The sequence below is a fragment of the Vibrio sp. 10N.261.55.A10 genome (genome assembly GCF_041470825.1).
In the GTDB taxonomy this organism is placed as follows: Bacteria; Pseudomonadota; Gammaproteobacteria; order Enterobacterales; family Vibrionaceae; genus Vibrio; species Vibrio crassostreae_C.
Genome location: NZ_JBFRNC010000070.1, coordinates 21538 through 39714, shown reverse-complemented (window position 1 = coordinate 39714; position 18177 = coordinate 21538). Strand labels below are relative to the sequence as shown.

The window sequence follows — 18177 nt, the reverse complement described above, 5'->3', positions numbered from 1 at the left end:
ACTTTACGGGGTCACTTCAAATGCTGGCTTTTATTATTTCACTAAAAATTGTATCAAAAAGGGATAAAGTGAAATTACTTCTCTGCCATTTCTTTCTTAACCATTACAGCTGCAGCAATAATGAAAGTGATGACTAGGGCTAGTTCCATGATTAACTCCAAAGAAAATTAACATTAAACATATAATTCGCGTGGATGATAACACAACAGATACAGAATGATACTTTTTAACCACTAATTTACTTTTTATTCGATTTAGATCAAAAAAGATGCCCTAAAGCATCTTTTTGCAAGTTAACTATTCATGAAACAACTAGATCAACCAGGGAAACCATCAGGGTTGGTTGACTGCCAGCGCCATGTATCTTCAGTCATTTCAGTCAGTGTACGTGTTGCATTCCAACCAAGCTCTTTCTGAGCTTTAGCAGGATCTGCCCAACATTCTGCAATGTCACCCGGGCGACGCTCGACAAGCTTATAAGGGATATCTTTACCGCTCGCTTCCTCAAACGCTTTAACCATGTCTAATACACTTGAACCGTTACCAGTGCCAAGGTTGTAGATATGAAGACCATCTTTGCGCCCTACTTTCTCAAGCGCTGCGATGTGGCCATCAGACAGATCCATTACGTGGATGTAATCGCGAACGCCAGTACCATCTTTTGTTGGATAATCGCTACCAAATACAGATAGGAATTCACGGCGGCCTACTGCTACTTGAGAGACAAATGGCATTAGGTTATTTGGGATACCTTGCGGATCTTCACCTAGCTCACCACTTGGATGTGAACCTACAGGGTTAAAGTAACGCAGCAGTGTAATGCTCCAATCCGGATTGGCTTTTTGGAAATCGGTTAAACACTCTTCAACCATTAGTTTACTACGACCATATGGGTTGGTTGCGCTGGTTGGGAAGTCTTCAGTAATTGGCACACTTGCAGGATCGCCGTATACCGTTGCTGAAGAGCTAAATACCAAGGTTTTTACACCCGCATCACGCATTGCATCAACAAGAACTAACGTGCCGTTTACGTTGTTGTCGTAGTATTCAAGAGGCTTTTCCACAGACTCTCCGACGGCTTTCAGACCAGCAAAATGGATAACCGCTTCGATGTTGTGTTGCTTCATAGTTTCAGTCAAAAGCGCTTTATCACGAACGTCACCTTCAATGAAGTTGGGACGAACGCCCGAGACTTTTTCGATGCGCTCTAGAACGCTTGGTTTGCTGTTGTACAAGCTATCAAAAAGTACAGGTGTCATACCTGCGTTGATCATCTGGATACTTGTATGGCTACCAATGTAACCCATGCCACCTGTAACTAAAACATTCATGCTTAGCAGACCTTTTAATTAAAAATATTCAACCTATCACTTATGATACAACAACTTAGGGTGAGCTCACAAACACCGGTGCCTATTTACCCTCACGAGCGAACACAAACTGACCTTTTCCTTTGCGTTTCGCTTGGTACATAGCCTCATCAGCAACCTTTAGAATCACGTCAATATCACGCTCTGAGCCATCAACTAAATTGATACCCAAGCTCGCCCCAACATGAAGTGAACGCTGTTTATAATTCACTTCTTGCCCGATCAGATCCAACAATCGCTCGGCTAACTTCGCTAATAAGACTTTGTTTGTCTGTTTAATAATAAGAACAAATTCATCACCCGACAAACGTGCAACCAAATCCCCCGCTCTTACCTGAGATAATAACCGGTTTGACACTTCTTTAAGGATTTCGTCACCCGCATCGTGACCATAATTGTCATTCACTTCTTTGAAGCCATCCAAATCCAAGTAAATAACCGCAAAATGCTGATTTGAATAGTGGCTCGACGTGACAACATCATCCATAACCTTATACAGCTGCGCTCTATTCGCTAACCCGGTTAATGCATCGTGATGAGCCAAGTGTTCGAGTCTTTCCATCTCTTTAACGTTGGATAAATCAGACAGCGTTAATACCATATCAAACTCGTCTTTCTCGTTGTCTGAGGCAATTCGATTCACTTTGACAAACATTGGAACTAACGTGCCGGACGCGCTTTTCTCCCACACTTCACCTTGCCATTGACCATAGTTGTCTAACGAACTGCGAATTGTCGGCATCAATGATGAAAATTGCTGCCACGAAAATACTTCAAATGGTGTTTTGCCCACCAGCAGATCAGAGTGATAACCGAGAAGTTGTGTGATCGCCGGGTTAACCATGGTTATCACATTGGATGAGTTGAGCACGATCAAGCCGTCTTTACTGTTTTCGAAAACACCCGCAGCAATACGTTGGCGACTCATGGCCGTTTCTATGTCGGTGACATCTTGGATTGCATAAAGAATACGACCATGTTTTGTCAAAGAACGACTGCTCACACGAAGCCAGCGTTTTGATTGAAAGAGATCGGTGGTTTCCAGCAATTCGTCATTAAGTTCAATATTGGCATCAATAACATCTTGTAAGTAACCCGTTTGCTTGGTCGCGATCAACTCTTGGATCAACAAATTCTCAAGAAAGGCTTCCGAGCATTTAAAAATATCCCGAGTAGCTGCGTTCGCATGAAGAATGAGCCCTTTTTCATCCACCACCAACAAAGAGTGCTGAACGGTTTCAATGACCTCATTTGCGAATGATTTTTCTTCTTGTAACTTGTCTAACGTAAAATTGATTTGGTTATCGCGATGTTGAAGCCTTTCTAACATGGTATTGAAAGCTCGAACCAGATCGCCGATTTCATCGCGGTTCGTTACGACTAATTTAGGCTGCTTCGAACGACGCTCAACAAAGGCTTGCATCGCCTCATTGAGGTCAAACATCGGTTCGATAATCAAGCGTTGCACCAATTTGACCACTACTCCGCCTAACATCACCAGAAACAACAGGTAGACGACCGCAACCTTGAAAATATTCGTTAAGATCGAATTAAACGTCTCTTTCGATATTGTTACTCTCAAGTTCGCGATCACTGCGCCATCCAGTGTCACTGGAACGAGCAAGAAGATGAAATGCTCAGAGATGGCAAATTGATGATCGGCGATATCGTCTAATTCTTCTGCGTTTGGCCTTGGAACCAGAGTGTTGCTCACCTGATAGCTGGCAAAAAGCTGTTCGTTGATGTCATAGAGCTTCACTCTAACAATATCTTTATCTGCGACGAAAGCTGACAATATTTCCTGAGCCGATGACTTGTCTTCAAATAAAATCGCGGCTTGCAAGTTATAAGCAACACCTTGTGCTAGCACTTTAACACGCTGAATAAGACTCTCTTTCTCTCTCTCAAACGTGACAGTGTAATTTACCGATTGGATCGTTACAAAAGTGACTGCGATGAAGATGATAATGGGTAATATCAGCTTGTTTTTAATCGATATGTTATTAATGAAAGACAACATTATTGGCCCTCCACTATAGCGATTCGTAACAGGTTCGAGCCAATGACGTAGTCACCGCGCCTTGCATTCACTAAGTTGATCTTAGGCTTTAGCTTATTATCGATGTGCGTTAGCTCAATGACTCCTCCCATGTCCGTAAAGTTTGGGATATCGCTAATCGTCACAGTATGTGGTGAGTGGGCTTTACGGCTAAATTCATCATTATCGAGATCAGATAGATAAGTGATATCACACTTATGAGTCACCAATTGATGTACTTGAATAGCGAGAGAACGAATAGATTTCCCTTGTGTAATCGACGTCAGTGCTTTGCTTACCTTCTCATCGCCAATCACACAGAAGTTAACCGTATTCATGGTGCTCTCGTCGTTCCAACGAATAAAGTTGGCAATTCTAAAAAGGTACACCGCTTTCACTTCATAAGGCTTGAAACTAGCCGCCGATGTATTCAAAGGCACAATAAACATAGCTATAGTGGCAAGGCTGAGTTTCGTAAAACCGAGCTTAATACGGTACTTGAGCCACTTAGAATTCATGAGAGATCCTCACATATACGGACTCTTGGTTGACACAAATCTCGGTAAGTTTTTGTGTCACTTTCGAAGCCGTTTCCATTTCGACATCTAACATAGACAACTCTTCAAGGCTCATCGACATGAGCTGGTCTAGAGAGTTTACTTGAGCAGAGACAAAAACAGGTATCGTTAATGCTAGTCCTAAGCAAACCTGGCGGGATATCATGTGCTCACCTAATATACAGATAGATATTAATCCTTTAATCAATAGTTCAACTATATATGAAATGCCATACTGGTAAATCTACGGTGTCGAAAGTTTGAGTTAGGTCACTGTTTATTTATGGTATTTATAAGACCGTCATTACTTACCTCAACGTAAAGGATTAGCACCACGTGACAACGAAGATTTTGCTTAATTGCGACATGGGAGAAAGTTTCGGCAATTGGAAGATGGGCGATGACGAGTCGGTCATGGAATGGGTCGATATGGCAAACATCGCTTGTGGCTTCCACGCGTCTGATCCGCACGTTATGTCCAAGACGATAAAACTGGCGCAGCACTATCACACCCAAATTGGTGCTCATCCCGGTTATCAAGATCTCGTTGGTTTTGGTCGCCGTTCTATTCCGCACACCATGGACGAAATCAGTGAGCTGGTTTGTTATCAAGTCGGTGCATTACAAGCCCTTTGCCGCTATCACCATACCACTGTTGGCTATGTGAAACCTCATGGCGCTCTTTATAACGATATGATGGCAAACATTGATGTGTTCAATGCGGTAGCCCAATCCGTCGCTGAGTTTAACATCCCGTTGATGATTCTCTCTTCATCAGACAATCAACAGTATTTGGATATTGCTGACGACCATGACTTGCCTCTCTTGTTTGAAGCGTTTGCCGACCGTGCTTATTTAAATAACGGACAATTAGCGCCACGTACTCAAAAAGGCTCGGTTTACGTCAATCAAGACGATATCTATAACCAAGTTATGCAAATCATTAACTATGGCTCGGTTACGACTTTAGAGGGCGAAAGACTGCCTATTGAAGCTGATACTATCTGTGTTCATGGTGATAACCCTCAATCCATCGCATTAATTAGAAAAATCAGACAAGACCTCAACGCTTTTAATTAGTATGAAGCGTGTGATTGGTATGACGCATGGTCTAATCGCTCGTGAGATCTAATTGATTTGTATTGGCTTGGACACGGAAGTGAGACACGCCAAGTAAGCTAAAAAAGGCAAGATAACAAACGTATGGAAACGAAATGACGACGAATCAGATTGAATTCAATATAGCGCCAGTCGCGGAATGCAGCGTTTTAGTGACTTTGACACTATCGCCTTCAAATAATCAATCTAGCGCCGAATATGCGCATTACATGGCTCACTTTTCCGATGCCATTCGCCAAAATTTAGCACCGGTGTTGATGAATGTGACGCCGGCTTACCAAACTATATTGGTCGATTACCTACCTTATCGAATATCAGAACAGCAGCTCATTGAACAACTCAATAATTTGTTGAATCACGCTCTATCGACCTTTTCTAGTATTAGTAAAACTCGCGATACGATTGAGCTTCCTGCCTATTACTCACCAGAAACGGCGCTCGATTTAGACCGATATCAAGACAAAGGTCTGTCTCTGGACGAGATTATTCAATATCACACCTCACAGACATACAGCGTCAGTGCTATTGGGTTTACGCCTGGCTTTGCCTTTATGTCGGATGTGGTTAATGAGCTTGCCTTACCCCGGCACTCCACACCCCGCTTAAATGTGCCCAAAGGCAGTATCGCCATCGCGGATACTAAAACAGCTGTGTACCCTTCGGATTCACCGGGCGGCTGGAATATTATTGGCAATTGCCCGCTTCCGTTGTTCGATCATAGCCAATTGAAGAACGCCGATATCACGCAAAGACCGCTGTCTCTGCTTAATGTTGGTGACACAGTCCGTTTCAACGCGATTTCAAAACAAGAGTTTGTAGAGTTGGGTGGAGGCATCGTAAATGGCTAAGACAAAAGCTAAACCAACACTGACAGTGATTAAGCCCGGTCCGTTGAGTTTGATTCAAGACTTTGGGCGATTTGGTGTTGCTCATCTTGGATTAACGCAAGGTGGACCGGTTGATGATTACTCTTATAGCTGGGCCAATCATCTATTGGGCAACCCAGTCAACCAAGCGGCGTTGGAAATCACGCTTGGGCAATGCGCGTTACGAATCGATTTTGATTGTGAGATGGCGCTATGCGGGGGTGATTTACAAGCGAAGCTCGATGGTAAACCACAGGCTAACTGGCGCACTTTTCAAGCTTTTAAAGGGCAAGTTCTCTCATTTGGTTTGCCTAAAAATGGTCTAAGGGCGTATTTAGCCATTAAGGGCGGTTTCGATGTTCCATCAACTCTTGATAGCTGCTCTACAGTGACTCGTGAAAAGATTGGTGGATTAACGCAAGATGGAGATCCATGCCAGCAAGGGCAACAAATCGCTTTTACCCAACATCAACTCTCGCGCCCGTTTAAAGCGTTGAGTGTTACCTTCCGATACACGCCTGATTACAATCTACCCGTGAACCTACGAGTGATTGAAGGCTATCAAAGCGAGCTATTCTCCAAGTCAGCAAGAGAAACTTTGTATAACGTGGAATATCACGTTGACCAAAACTCAAATCGGATGGGTTATCGACTCAGTGGCGAGCCCGTAGACTCGCCTGACATTTCGCTGTTGTCAGAAGGCATTGCCCTAGGTGCGATTCAAATTCCACAAGATGGACAGCCTATCGTGCTGCTTAATGATAGACAGACCATAGGTGGTTATCCGAAGATTGGATGTGTCGCAAGAATCGATTTACCGCGCTTGGCACAAGCAAAACCTGGACATGCGATATCGTTCAGCAAGGGGGATCGCTTAGGCTTACAAGATGTTTGGTGCCAATGGGCTCAATTTTTCGGCTACTAGTTTTTGCTATGTGCTAATTGCTATGTAGCTAAGAATAATTACCTAGGAAGATGTCGTTTGGATGAGTTTCGGTATCTAAGCCGATGTTGAAATGAAGATTCGGCTTACCTATTACAGTAAGCCGAATTGAAGAAGTTAAGCGCAGTCGATGATGATTGGCTATTTAGCGTGATCTTGCCCCGACACTTTTGCAAGCGCTTCTGGATATCCACGTTCTTGCGTCAAATCTATCGCTCTGTTTTCAATATCATTTAGATTAAGTGACATTGTCACTGAGTGCGTATCTTCAATAGATGCCGCCTCTGATACATCAAACCATTGCTCAGCAACCTTTTGTGCCGCTTCTAATGTTGAAGAAGCTTTCACTACTTCAAGTCGAGCATAGCGTTCACCACAGAATGAAACGTCTGAAGCTCTTAAGCTTGGATCGGTTCCTGGAATCTGTTGTGCACCAAACAAAGGTTTACCACCGACCAATGCAGAGCTGAAACTTGGGATAAACTGAGACATATGCGTTATGGCAGCGCGAGTTCTTAATTCAAGCTGCTCTTCACTCCAACCCGATACGATTTTCTTAAGCAGCTTCGAAGGCAACTGTGGCTGTGACGAGTCTGTTGACGATGAAACAAGCCCTCCCTCGAACAGAGTAATCCCTTCTGTCATACCGTGAAGTTGGAACACACCATCAGCATATGGCGTCAATTGCGCCATGCCTTGCGGTGTGCCTCTCGGGCCATGGAAGATAACCTCTGGCCATTCTTCCTTACATTCTTGCGAATATGGCCACTCGGTAACGTACGCAGCTTTAAATTCAACAAGTCTTTGCTGCTTAGAGCCAACAAAGTCGTCCACAATACCCGTTTCAAACCCACTCGCATTAATCAAGTAATCGGTCGTTAGTTGGCAGCTTTGGTTTTCGGCATCGGTATAAGTCAAAGACCAGCCTTGGCCTGTCGACTCAACAGATTGTAATCGGCTGTTGGTGAACACAGTACAGTTAGCTTGTTGCCCTAAAGACAATTGAGCGGTCGCAGATAAGCGGAATACACTCCAACCGTACTCTTGAACCATCGCAACAGGATACTTAAGAGTCTCTAAATCCGTATGCTTGGCGAAAGGAATACACCAATCATCAAGCGATGTTGGTTTCAGAGGCTGCGTTTTTGCAGAAAGTGCTAATAAATCTTCTTTGCTGTACAGCTTATAATACTCTTCCGGGTCACCAAGCACTTGGTTGCTTTTATCTTGTTTAACAAGATCGGCATAAGCGCTTTTGATTATCTTGAGACGAGGAAGCAGATCCAACGGCTCTCCACCATCACTGTGCGGAACGGCGATGATTGTCGGACGAATATTGATCGTATGAGGGAATAAGCGGACGGTATCAATTGACTGTGTGAGCAATTGAAGACACTGCTCTACAGAAATATCTCGATACAAATTGCCGCCAGCGTGCAGGTGGCAAATTGGTGGACCATTAACCAAACTCGGCCCTTTTTCTAAGATAGTGACCTTAAAACCCAACTCACTAAAGTGAATCGCGCTCGTTGTTCCGGCAATACCACCACCAACAATGGCAATAGAAGGTTGATTTGTATCCGTTTTGTTGTGGTTCATCGTGTTCTGTAGAATAAGATTAACTGCCTCTATTCTACTTTTGTTCTGCGATGAATTAAAACACATTTTTATCAAGGTCTTAGATAGGCGGGATTTAATATCTATGTAAAAAACATAAATAATCTCTTGACTCAATAACTCCAGATAGGGTTTTAAAGGTTATTCTAACAGTCAAATTTGTCCTAAGTGACGCCACATAAAGGCTGCCTCAGTACTCTTAAAACATAGCGGTTAACTTATCCCTAAAGTTATCCACCGTTTTTGTGGATAACTGTTGATAACGTTCTTGCTAAGTTGCGCAAACCCTTTGTTTACAGGGACTAACCGCTGTTCATTAAATCGGCATTATTGGGTAATTAGTTTTAAAAAATGCTAAAAACAGTGGAATCTAAGGTGCGATATTTTTTACTTATGCTACCGGTTGGTTAAATAAAAAACGGTCTAAAGCGACGTATTATAAATAGTGCATGACTAAGTATAAATAATCTCACTTTTAGACCGTTTTAAGCGCTTGGCTAGATCTCGCTAACGACTAGCCAAAATCCTTGTTTACTGGTGCCAACAAACGTTTGATTAAGCTATTCACTACCGCGGCTAATGTGATGAACGTTAGCACCGGTAGCGCTATCCACAACATCGGGTGAAGTGAAGGTTGTAACTCAAAACCAAAGTTCATCACTCCTGCCACGCTGAGCTCAGAACCAAGGGCTGCAATTGAGCCTGCGACTAACGCCATTAAACCGTACTCACACCAAATAGTATTGAGAATTCGCTTCTTACTCGCGCCTAATGTTCGATACAAGCGTATCTCTTGTTGTCTTTGAGATAAGCTCAATCGCAATAGAGTGAAGATAAGCAACAGCCCCGCCACCACACCTAACGCCGCAAGTACGGTAATCGACCAAACAATCTGCTTAAGCAACTCTTGGATCTTGCTACCCATCTTACGAATATCCATCAAACTCACGGTTGGATGATTTCGAGAGAGTTCGTTGAGCATCTGATTGTGTTGTTCTTCTAATCTGAAGCTCACTAGCCAAGTAGAAGGGATTGAACTCAAGACATCTGGAGTAAAAATGAAGTAGAAGTTCGGCTTCATTTCTCGCCACTCGACTTTGCGGATGCTATTCACCTTGGCAGAAACATTCTGGCTGTTGATTGTGAATGACAGCTCATCGCCAATTTTTAGATCCAGTTGCTCCGCGACATCCGATTCTACAGATACGCCATGCTCTTGTGTCCAGCTGCCTTCTAATACTTCATTGTACTTAGGTAAGCTACCTCCCCAAGTGAAGTTGATCTCACGGCTTAGTGCGTCTGTTTCTCCAGAGGTATCACTGTATTCCGATGCTTCGACACCGTTTATCGTCGTCAGTCGTCCTCGGATAATTGGAAACGCTTGAGTACGCTCTACTTCGTTTGCATCAATCGTCTCGAGATAACTGTCTTTTTCATAGCTTGCAATGTTAAGTGCAAACGCATTTGGTGCGTTCTCGGGTAAGGTTTGCTGCCAATCTGACAGTAAATCACTTCTTACCAACCAGATGATAGACAGCAACATCAGTGAAAGCGCTAAAGAGCCAAATTGAATCCCCGTTGCTAAAGGTGTGCGATTAATTCTGCTCAATGCTAAATGCATAGACGTAGATGTCGGTAACTTGCCAACCAAACGCAGAACAAGCGTACTAACGACCGCAAGTACTAAGAACAGGCAAGCGATACCCGCTAGAACTATCCATACCAATAGATTGTCGCCATACATCAGCATCATTGGAATAATCGGTACCAGTAACAACAAATATTTCTTGTAGCTTTCATTGGACTGGTGACTTGATTGGATAACGCTGATTGCCGAGGTATTGACCAAGCCAATTAACGGGATACCAAGAGCAGGAACACCAATTAAGATGCTTGATAAAATCGCCAAGATTGCAGGTTCAATACCATAGCTAGGAAGTGGCGTTGGTAATAAGTCACCCAGAGGTATACGAAGCAAAAACTCTAAGCCGATACCGATAGTTATTCCCAGTACTGCACCGATAACCACTAATAAAGATACCTGTACAGACAACCATTTAACGATCCACTGCTTGCTTGCACCCAAACTCTTAAGCATCGCGATGGTTTTACGGCGACTCGCAACATAATGTTGGCAAGTGAGTACCAAAGTGGTCGCAGCCATGATCACAACAATAGCAACGGTTAACGAAAGATATTGAGTCGTGCTTTCGAACATGTCGTTAGTACGGCTCGCAGAATCTTGAGTACGCCAGCGATCGCTTGGTGTTAATTCTACGCTGTCTTGCGCGGCTTGCAGTTTTGTATCATCACCGTTGAGAAACAGCCTAAAACTAACACGACTGCCCGGTTGAATCGCTCCCGTGGCATCAATATCGCTTGTATGAATCAGAACGGCTGGCATCTGTTGGAATGGGTTAAAGCTTAAGCCTGGTTCTTGAGTGATTCGTCCAGTTATCGCTAAATCGGCATCGCCAATAGTGACATTGTCACCAATTTCAACCTCTAACTGTGCAAATATACGCTCGTCTAACCAAAGTTCACCCGGCTCAACATGGTTACTTGATGCTTTATCAGCGCCCTCTAAGATCATTTCACCGCGTAATGGGTAATTACTTTCAACTGCTTTTACCGTCACTAACTGCATTGAGTTATCACTGAATGCCATGGTTGAAAAACGAGTCAACTGAGATCTTTCTAATTGTTCAACTTGAGTGAGGTCTAACAAGGATTGCGGAATTGGGTTTGCTGAGATAAACACGCTATCAGCAGTAAGCGCATCTTTGCCCTGTTTAACAATTACCTGCTCCATACGTTCGGCCAACGCCGACAATGCAAATACACAAGCAATAATAAGCGTTAAAGCGATTGAAACTGGCCACAACTGGCCGTGTCGAATCTCTTCGATACTCCATGAAAACAGGCGTTTATTCAGTCCGTTTGATGAATTCAATTTAGACTTCCTCTATCTGACCGACATGCATCTTGAGTGTTCTTTGGCAACGTTGTGCAAGCTTAGGATCGTGTGTCACCAAAACTAAAGTTGTGCCGTGGGATGAGTTCAATTCAAACAACAACTCAACAATTTTGGCTGCCGTTTGTTGGTCTAGGTTGCCTGTGGGTTCATCGGCAAAAAGAATTTTTGGCTTAATCATAAATGCGCGCGCCAACGCGACCCTTTGTTGTTCACCACCAGATAGCTGCGACGGTAAGTGATCAAGCCTGTCTTTCAAGCCTACTGATTCAAGCAGAGCAGTCGCGCGTTCGATGTCTTCGTCTGCTCCCTTCAACAAACAAGGTAACGTGACATTTTGCAGCGCAGAAAGGCTTGGAATTAACAAGAAGCTTTGAAATACAAACCCTACCGATTCACTGCGGATCTTAGCCCTTGCCTCATCATCAAGCAGTGAAAGTGGCTGTCCTAATAAACTGATTTCGCCTTTCGTTGGTACAGCAAGACCAGCTAACAGCGTCATTAGGGTCGATTTACCTGCACCAGACGTGCCTACGATCGCGACCGTTTCGCCTTCACGAATATCGATATCAACGCGCTCTAGGATTGTTAAATGTTCTTGATTAGTAGACACTGTCTTGGAAACAGCTTCTGCTTTAATGATGGATGTATGCATGACTCGACTAATTTCCTTTTTATTTTTTATTTTATTTTCAACCGCTTCTTTAGCTCAAGGCTCTGCGTCAGCTCAAGATTCAAAGTTATTGGTACTTGGCGATAGTTTGAGTGCTGGTTACAACATGGACATCAAACAGAGTTGGCCAAGTTTGTTGCCAGACGCGCTAGCAAAACATGATAAAGCGGTTACCGTGGTTAACGGGAGTATCTCTGGTGACACAACGGGCAATGGTTTAGCTCGTTTGCCTCAACTACTTGAAGAACATGCTCCAGACACCGTTCTTATCGAACTTGGTGCGAATGATGGACTTCGTGGTTTCCCACCTAAGCTGATGTCTGCAAATCTTGAGCAGATCATTGAGCAGATAAAAGCTGCGGGCGCCAAACCTATAATGATGCAGATTAAAATCCCACCAAATTACGGAAAGCGTTACAACCAGCAGTTTGAATACGTTTTTGCAGCGCTTGCTGATCAACAAAACGTGCCACTTTTGCCGTTTTTCCTAGAGCATATCATCCTCAAACCTGAGTGGATGATGAACGATGGACTGCATCCAAAACCAGAAGCTCAACCTTGGATTGCTGAATTCGTCGCCGAAGAATTATATCAGTATCTTTAAGTTTTAATGGTCTAGCTCAATAAATTTTACACAGCTTTACGTTAGCCTGAGTGCATATCACCGTTAACTGTAAGGTTATTTATGCTGATCGAACCTGTTATCAAGGGTGTGGTAGCCAAAAGCGCTCACCCTCTTGGCTGTCAAGAAGCCGTAAAGCAACAAATCAAGTTTGTTAAGAGTGCGCCGCAAATCAAAGATGGCCCTAAACGAGTACTGATTATCGGCGCTTCCTCAGGCTTTGGCCTTGCCGCTCGTATTGCCCTTACCTTTGGCGGCGCAAAAGCTGACACTATCGGCGTCTCATTCGAGCGCGGTCCAAACGAAAAATCCCTAGGTAGTGCTGGTTGGTACAACAACATCTACTTCAAAAAAGAAGCCGAACGAGAGCAACGCACTGCTATCAACATCGTTGGCGACGCATTTTCGCAAGAAACACGCTCACAAGTTGTCGAAGCCATTGAAACCTACTTCGAAGGTGAAGTCGATCTCATCATTTACAGCTTAGCCGCAGGTGTGAGACCAAAACCAGACTCCGATGAATTTTGGCGCTCAGCTATTAAACCGATTGGCGAAAGCGTTACTGGCGCGACGATTTCCCTTGAGCACGACGACTGGGTGACCAACACGCTCGACGCTGCAACAGAAGAAGAAGCCGAAAGCACACTCAAAGTGATGGGAGGCGAAGATTGGGAACAATGGATAGATGAGCTCATCAACGCAGAATCTATTGCTCCGGGTTGTAAGACAATCGCGTTTTCTTATGTGGGTCCAGAAGTCACACATCCTATCTATTTAGACGGTACATTGGGACGCGCTAAGATCGACCTTCACCAAACCAGCCACGCTCTTAATCTAGAGTTAGCTAACTTTGATGGCAACGCTTACGCGGCGGTATGTAAAGCCCTAGTCACTAAAGCGAGCGTTTTCATCCCTGGATTAAGCCCTTACTTACTTGCTTTGTATAAGGTGATGAAAGAGAAAGAGACCCACGAAGGTTGTATCCAACAAATGCAGCGTCTGTTTGGCAGTAAACTTTATGGTCAATCCAAAGTACCACTTGATGGTGAGCGATTGATCCGTATGGATGATTGGGAATTAGACCCAGAAACCCAAGCGCACGTAACTGAACTGCTAGAAAAGATGGACGAAAATAACTTCCAAACCTTAGGGGATTACCAAGGGTTTAAAGAAGAATTTCTACAATTAAATGGGTTTGCTCAACCATCGGTAGATTATAGCCAGAAACTTAATACAGAAGATTTTATAAAGTTAAAGCCTTAATCTAAAATTATCTCATTACTGAGACCCGGATTCACATTTGAAAACCTCTGCATAATTGCGGAGGTTTTTTCGTGCAACATTTCTTATACTTAGTTAACGTAAGATTCACAGTTTTCTTTGGTTCATCATAATTAACACAGGATGTGTTGATGCATTTAGCATAATTGACTCGGAGTCATATGAAGAAAATAAAAACTCTCGATTTAGATATCCCAGACGATATGGAGCACGGTTGGCAGAATATTGTCGACCTCTTAGCTCAAATTACTCAAGTGCCCGCAGCACTAATCATGCGTGTTCACGCCAATTACATTGAAGTTTTTTCAACCAGTCGTAGCGAGAACAACCCATACAACAAAGGTGATTCTGAAACGCTGGGGAATGGGCTGTACTGCGAAACAGTGATGGAAACTCAACGACAGCTTCTTGTGCCTAACGCGCTTGCCGATCCTAAGTGGGACAACAACCCAGACATCAAACTCGGCTTAGTCTCCTATTGTGGTATTCCATTACTTTGGCCTAACGGTGAACTGTTTGGCACCATTTGTATCTTGGACTCGAAAGAGAATCACTACACCCCTACTTATATCAAACTGTTAGAGAGCTTTCGGACTTCGATTGAATCTCAGCTTAAAACCCTATTCCAACACGCCAAGCTTACCCAAATGAATCGCGACCTAAAAAACCGCGTTTACAATCGCACTAAAGATCTCGCGAGCCTTAATTACTCGTTGAATCAAGAAATTGATAAACGAAAAGCGGCTGAACAGAAGATTAACTTCCAAAAGAATCACGACCTCGGCACCGGCTTTTTAAACCGAAACGCATTTGAATCTCGCTTAAACCACAAGCTACTGTCACAGAGAAGGCTGACAGACAGCTCATTTGCAGTCGTTCATATTGGTTTTACCAACGGTAGACGCATACAAGCACGCTACGGCTATAACGCGTTAGACCAAGTGCTTGTTGAATACCGAAAACGCATCGACTGTATTTCTGATATCGATGTATTAACTGCACGCCCTACTTCGGTTGACCTCGTATTGGCGTTTAGCGTTAAAGATTTACACCATCGCCTTGAAGAACTTTGCCAGACGCTCGTTAAAGTTGGTCATTCAGAATTCGACATCGAAAGTGACAAAGTGCATTTGCACGCGTTTATTGGGATTGCAATTACGAACGACGAAGATGACGCGGAAAGCATTCTGCAGAAATCTTCTGAAGCGATGTTAGCCTGCAAAGATTCAGGACAAAAGTTCGCTTACTACTCTCAATCCCATACCGAAGAACAAACTCACATTAATAAGATCGAAGGCTATTTGCTTCAAGCCGTTCGTAATGATGACCTTATGCTCTACTTTCAACCCAAAGTTAGCCCGTTGACGCATCGCTGGGTCGGTGCTGAAGCTTTGCTTCGTTGGCGACATCCTGTTTTGGGTGATATCTCTAACGAAACCCTGATCCACATGGCTGAACAAAACGGTTTGATTTTCGAAGTGGGCAGCTTTGTTTTACGCAATGCGATTGAAAAAGCCAAAGAGTGGTCCGAATACGTTGAAGATTTCAAGATGGCTGTGAATGTGTCTGCAATTCAACTCAAGAACGTACACTTTGCGGAACAAGTGGTTCACCTACTCGAAACCTATCATTTAGAGCCTCGTTTCTTAGAACTTGAAGTTACGGAGAGTGGACTGATAGCAGATGAAGTGGTTGCCAAGAATACCTTGGGATCTTTGCACGATATTGGCGTTACATTGTCACTAGATGACTTCGGTACGGGCTACGCCTCCTTCAGTTATCTGAAGAAGTTCCCATTCGACACCATTAAGATTGATAAGAGCTTTATCGACCAAATGCTCAACTCACACGAAGACTCGGAAATTGTTCGTTCTATTGTCCAAATTGCCAAAAAGCTCGACTTAAAAGTGACGATTGAAGGCATAGAAACGGAGGTTCAGGAGCAATTTATTATTAACGAAGGCTGCGATGTGGGCCAAGGTTACCTTTACGGAAGACCAATGCCGAGCCAAGAATTCGAACACAGCTTAATCAATCAAAACTATTTGGGGACAACTCGTTACGCTTAAAGCGAAAAAGAGCAGTTAGTTTTGGATTTAGGCCTACTTTCTCTTTACTCTAAAGGTGGTGATTTTTATAATCGCCGCCTTTCTGTTTTTATCTTTCCCCTTATATAGGCATTCCTCGTTATGGATCAGTTGACTGCAAAGCTTAAAAAGCTCGAAAAACAAAACTACCGTGCATATCAACAAATTAAAGGTCAATACGACTTTGCTGATTTTGAATTACACATCGACCACATCCAAGGTGACCCATACGCGTCAGCTTCTCGTTTTCGTGCAACGCGCGCGTGGTCTTTGACCGGGTTAGATTGGCTGAAAGAAAAATCTTACGAATACCAAGTAGCCGCTCGTGACTTTATCGCACGTAGCTTCTCTGAGTTCGCGAAACAAGAGTCGACCGTTTCTATCGCGCTGACGGGTCAAACCGTATTAGACAACACAGCTGTTGTATTCACAGACCACGGCATTGAAATTCGTTTCCGTATTAATTTACCAGCTGATGGTCGTAGCATTCTTGCTAAGAAAGCGAACAACATCATCACTTTCTACTTACCGAAGTTTATTCGTCGCGCGACGCTTGAGCGTGAGTTAAACATCGATGCAATGATCAAACATTGTGAAACGATTGAAGACCAAGAAGCGCTGCGTGCTCAATTGGATGAAAACAACCTAGCCGCTTTCGTTGCAAACGGCAGTGTGTTACCTCGTATCGCGGGTAACTGCGACCTTCCAATGAAAGACGCGGTACCTTTCGCGGCTCCAGAATCATTGAGTGTTACGTTAAATACTCCAAACCAAGGTGACGTGACCGGCCTAGGCATTCCAAAAGGCATTACGCTGGTCGTTGGTGGTGGTTTCCATGGTAAATCGACACTGTTGAACGCCGTTGAACGTTCTATCTACAACCATATTCCTGGTGACGGTCGCGAAGGCATTGTAACTGCGATTGATACGATGAAGATCCGCGCTGAAGATGGTCGATGTGTGCACAGCTTGAACCTGTCAAACTACATCAACCATTTACCAATGCAGAAAGACACATCTGACTTCAGCACACAAGATGCGTCAGGTTCTACGTCTCAAGCGGCTTGGTTACAAGAATCGATTGAAGCCGGCGTTCAAACTCTACTTATCGATGAAGATACGTCAGCGACTAACTTCATGATTCGTGACGAGCGTATGCAAGCGCTAGTGTCAAAAGGCGATGAGCCAATCACACCACTTGTCGACCGCATTGGTCAGCTTCGTGAAGAGATGGATATCTCTACCATTGTTGTAATGGGTGGCTCTGGTGATTACCTAGATGTCGCGAACACTGTGATTCAAATGCACGACTACCAAGCGGTAGATGTGACTGAAAAAGCAAAAGACGTGATTGCTCAGCACCCTACTCAGCGTACTAACGAATGTGAAACTGCTTTAGAAACGTTTGTACCGCGTTCATTGAACCGTGCTTCACTGATGAACATTCTGACTGACGGTAAATTCCGTGTTAATGCTAAAGGCAAAGAGTCACTGCGTTTTGGTAAAGAGTTTGCAGACCTTTCTGCGCTTGAGCAATTAGAATCACCGTCTGAAGTGAATGCGATCGGTTGGGCTTGGTTCCAATTCGCACAAACTCCAGGTTGGTCAAACAACCCTGCTAAAGAGTTTAACGCTATTTTAGAAAACGAATGGCACGCTAACATGCCTAACTACGGTGACCTAGCGAAACCAAGAACGTTAGATGTGATGGCTGCTCTGAACCGTATGCGTAAATCTCAGTTCAAGCCTTCGAACTGATTTCGTTAAATATCGGATTTATTGTGCTTCTAGGTTTTTGAAGTTTTAATCTTCTAATTTACTAAAGCTTCTAAGCCACTAAATAAGCAAATTAACCTTCTACGGCTCTCATTCTGAGGGCCGTAAATTTATCTAACCTCTTTTGACCTAACCCCTAGTGTCGTCAAAACTCTTGAACTTTATAAATTCATAAAACCAATCTTTACATCAATTACTTATCATCTTTTGTAATGAGAAAATTAAAGGCACTGTTTACCGCCATCTAATGCTGT

At 43.6% G+C, this 18177-nt stretch carries 13 protein-coding genes; 7 read left to right on the top strand and 6 right to left on the bottom strand.

Annotated features, from left to right (window positions below; translation table 11 throughout):
- Positions 1-317 precede the first annotated feature (317 nt).
- The 3 genes from galE to AB4274_RS19605 form a co-directional block, all read right to left on the bottom strand.
- Entirely contained in the window at positions 318-1331 is a 1014-nt protein-coding gene (galE, locus tag AB4274_RS19615; protein WP_193840413.1) for a UDP-glucose 4-epimerase GalE, read from the bottom strand.
- An 82-nt stretch (positions 1332-1413) separates the two neighbouring features.
- Positions 1414-3390, bottom strand: coding sequence for a diguanylate cyclase domain-containing protein (locus tag AB4274_RS19610; protein ID WP_065584959.1), 1977 nt, complete (start codon positions 3388-3390; stop codon positions 1414-1416).
- Positions 3390-3926: a YfiR family protein gene (locus AB4274_RS19605; protein WP_102320810.1), complete on the bottom strand. Its 537-nt coding sequence runs from the start codon at positions 3924-3926 to the stop codon at positions 3390-3392. The genes AB4274_RS19610 and AB4274_RS19605 overlap by 1 nt, the downstream gene beginning before the upstream one ends.
- 375 nt (positions 3927-4301) lie before the next feature.
- On the opposite strand from AB4274_RS19605, the gene AB4274_RS19600 reads away from it, so the two are divergent.
- From AB4274_RS19600 to AB4274_RS19590, 3 genes are all read left to right on the top strand, one after another.
- Positions 4302-5045, top strand: coding sequence for a 5-oxoprolinase subunit PxpA (locus AB4274_RS19600; protein ID WP_102320812.1), 744 nt, complete (start codon positions 4302-4304; stop codon positions 5043-5045).
- A 134-nt stretch (positions 5046-5179) separates the two neighbouring features.
- Positions 5180-5932 carry an allophanate hydrolase subunit 1 gene (locus AB4274_RS19595; protein ID WP_102320813.1) on the top strand — a complete coding sequence of 251 codons (753 nt, stop codon included), beginning with the start codon at positions 5180-5182 and terminating at the stop codon, positions 5930-5932.
- On the top strand, positions 5925-6875 hold the full coding sequence (locus tag AB4274_RS19590; protein WP_102320814.1) for a biotin-dependent carboxyltransferase family protein: 951 nt from the start codon (positions 5925-5927) through the stop codon (positions 6873-6875). The genes AB4274_RS19595 and AB4274_RS19590 overlap by 8 nt, the downstream gene beginning before the upstream one ends.
- A gap of 159 nt (positions 6876-7034) precedes the next feature.
- On the opposite strand, the gene AB4274_RS19585 is transcribed toward AB4274_RS19590, so the two are convergent.
- From AB4274_RS19585 to AB4274_RS19575, 3 genes are all read right to left on the bottom strand, one after another.
- A complete protein-coding gene (locus AB4274_RS19585; RefSeq protein WP_102320815.1) occupies positions 7035-8492 on the bottom strand; it encodes an FAD-dependent oxidoreductase in 1458 nt (485 codons plus the stop codon).
- Positions 8493-9024: 532 nt separating this feature from the next.
- On the bottom strand, positions 9025-11463 hold the full coding sequence (locus AB4274_RS19580; RefSeq protein WP_372113009.1) for an ABC transporter permease: 2439 nt from the start codon (positions 11461-11463) through the stop codon (positions 9025-9027).
- A 1-nt stretch (position 11464) separates the two neighbouring features.
- Positions 11465-12139: an ABC transporter ATP-binding protein gene (locus AB4274_RS19575; protein WP_372113007.1), complete on the bottom strand. Its 675-nt coding sequence runs from the start codon at positions 12137-12139 to the stop codon at positions 11465-11467.
- Between AB4274_RS19575 and AB4274_RS19570 the strand changes: the two genes are divergently transcribed.
- The 4 genes from AB4274_RS19570 (at position 12138) to AB4274_RS19555 (ending at position 17905) form a co-directional block, all read left to right on the top strand.
- Complete coding sequence (locus tag AB4274_RS19570) at positions 12138-12761, top strand: arylesterase (protein ID WP_017069908.1); 624 nt, start codon at positions 12138-12140, stop codon at positions 12759-12761. The two genes, AB4274_RS19575 and AB4274_RS19570, sit on opposite strands and share 2 nt — an antisense overlap.
- A gap of 81 nt (positions 12762-12842) precedes the next feature.
- A complete protein-coding gene (gene fabV, locus AB4274_RS19565; protein WP_136974599.1) occupies positions 12843-14042 on the top strand; it encodes an enoyl-ACP reductase FabV in 1200 nt (399 codons plus the stop codon).
- Positions 14043-14221: 179 nt separating this feature from the next.
- Positions 14222-16129 carry a GGDEF and EAL domain-containing protein gene (locus AB4274_RS19560; RefSeq protein WP_017060077.1) on the top strand — a complete coding sequence of 636 codons (1908 nt, stop codon included), beginning with the start codon at positions 14222-14224 and terminating at the stop codon, positions 16127-16129.
- 120 nt (positions 16130-16249) lie between these two features.
- Positions 16250-17905 carry a P-loop domain-containing protein gene (locus AB4274_RS19555; RefSeq protein WP_372113005.1) on the top strand — a complete coding sequence of 552 codons (1656 nt, stop codon included), beginning with the start codon at positions 16250-16252 and terminating at the stop codon, positions 17903-17905.
- Positions 17906-18177: the final 272 nt, after the last annotated feature.

Coding starts and splice junctions, on each gene's coding strand:
- galE (WP_193840413.1), bottom strand. CDS start 1,331: ATGAATGTTTTAGTTACAGGTGGCATGGGTTACATTGGTAGCCATACA.
- AB4274_RS19610 (WP_065584959.1), bottom strand. CDS start 3,390: ATGTTGTCTTTCATTAATAACATATCGATTAAAAACAAGCTGATATTA.
- AB4274_RS19605 (WP_102320810.1), bottom strand. CDS start 3,926: ATGAATTCTAAGTGGCTCAAGTACCGTATTAAGCTCGGTTTTACGAAA.
- AB4274_RS19595 (WP_102320813.1), top strand. CDS start 5,180: ATGACGACGAATCAGATTGAATTCAATATAGCGCCAGTCGCGGAATGC.
- AB4274_RS19590 (WP_102320814.1), top strand. CDS start 5,925: ATGGCTAAGACAAAAGCTAAACCAACACTGACAGTGATTAAGCCCGGT.
- AB4274_RS19585 (WP_102320815.1), bottom strand. CDS start 8,492: ATGAACCACAACAAAACGGATACAAATCAACCTTCTATTGCCATTGTT.
- AB4274_RS19570 (WP_017069908.1), top strand. CDS start 12,138: ATGACTCGACTAATTTCCTTTTTATTTTTTATTTTATTTTCAACCGCT.
- AB4274_RS19575 (WP_372113007.1), bottom strand. CDS start 12,139: ATGCATACATCCATCATTAAAGCAGAAGCTGTTTCCAAGACAGTGTCT.
- fabV (WP_136974599.1), top strand. CDS start 12,843: ATGCTGATCGAACCTGTTATCAAGGGTGTGGTAGCCAAAAGCGCTCAC.
- AB4274_RS19560 (WP_017060077.1), top strand. CDS start 14,222: ATGAAGAAAATAAAAACTCTCGATTTAGATATCCCAGACGATATGGAG.
- AB4274_RS19555 (WP_372113005.1), top strand. CDS start 16,250: ATGGATCAGTTGACTGCAAAGCTTAAAAAGCTCGAAAAACAAAACTAC.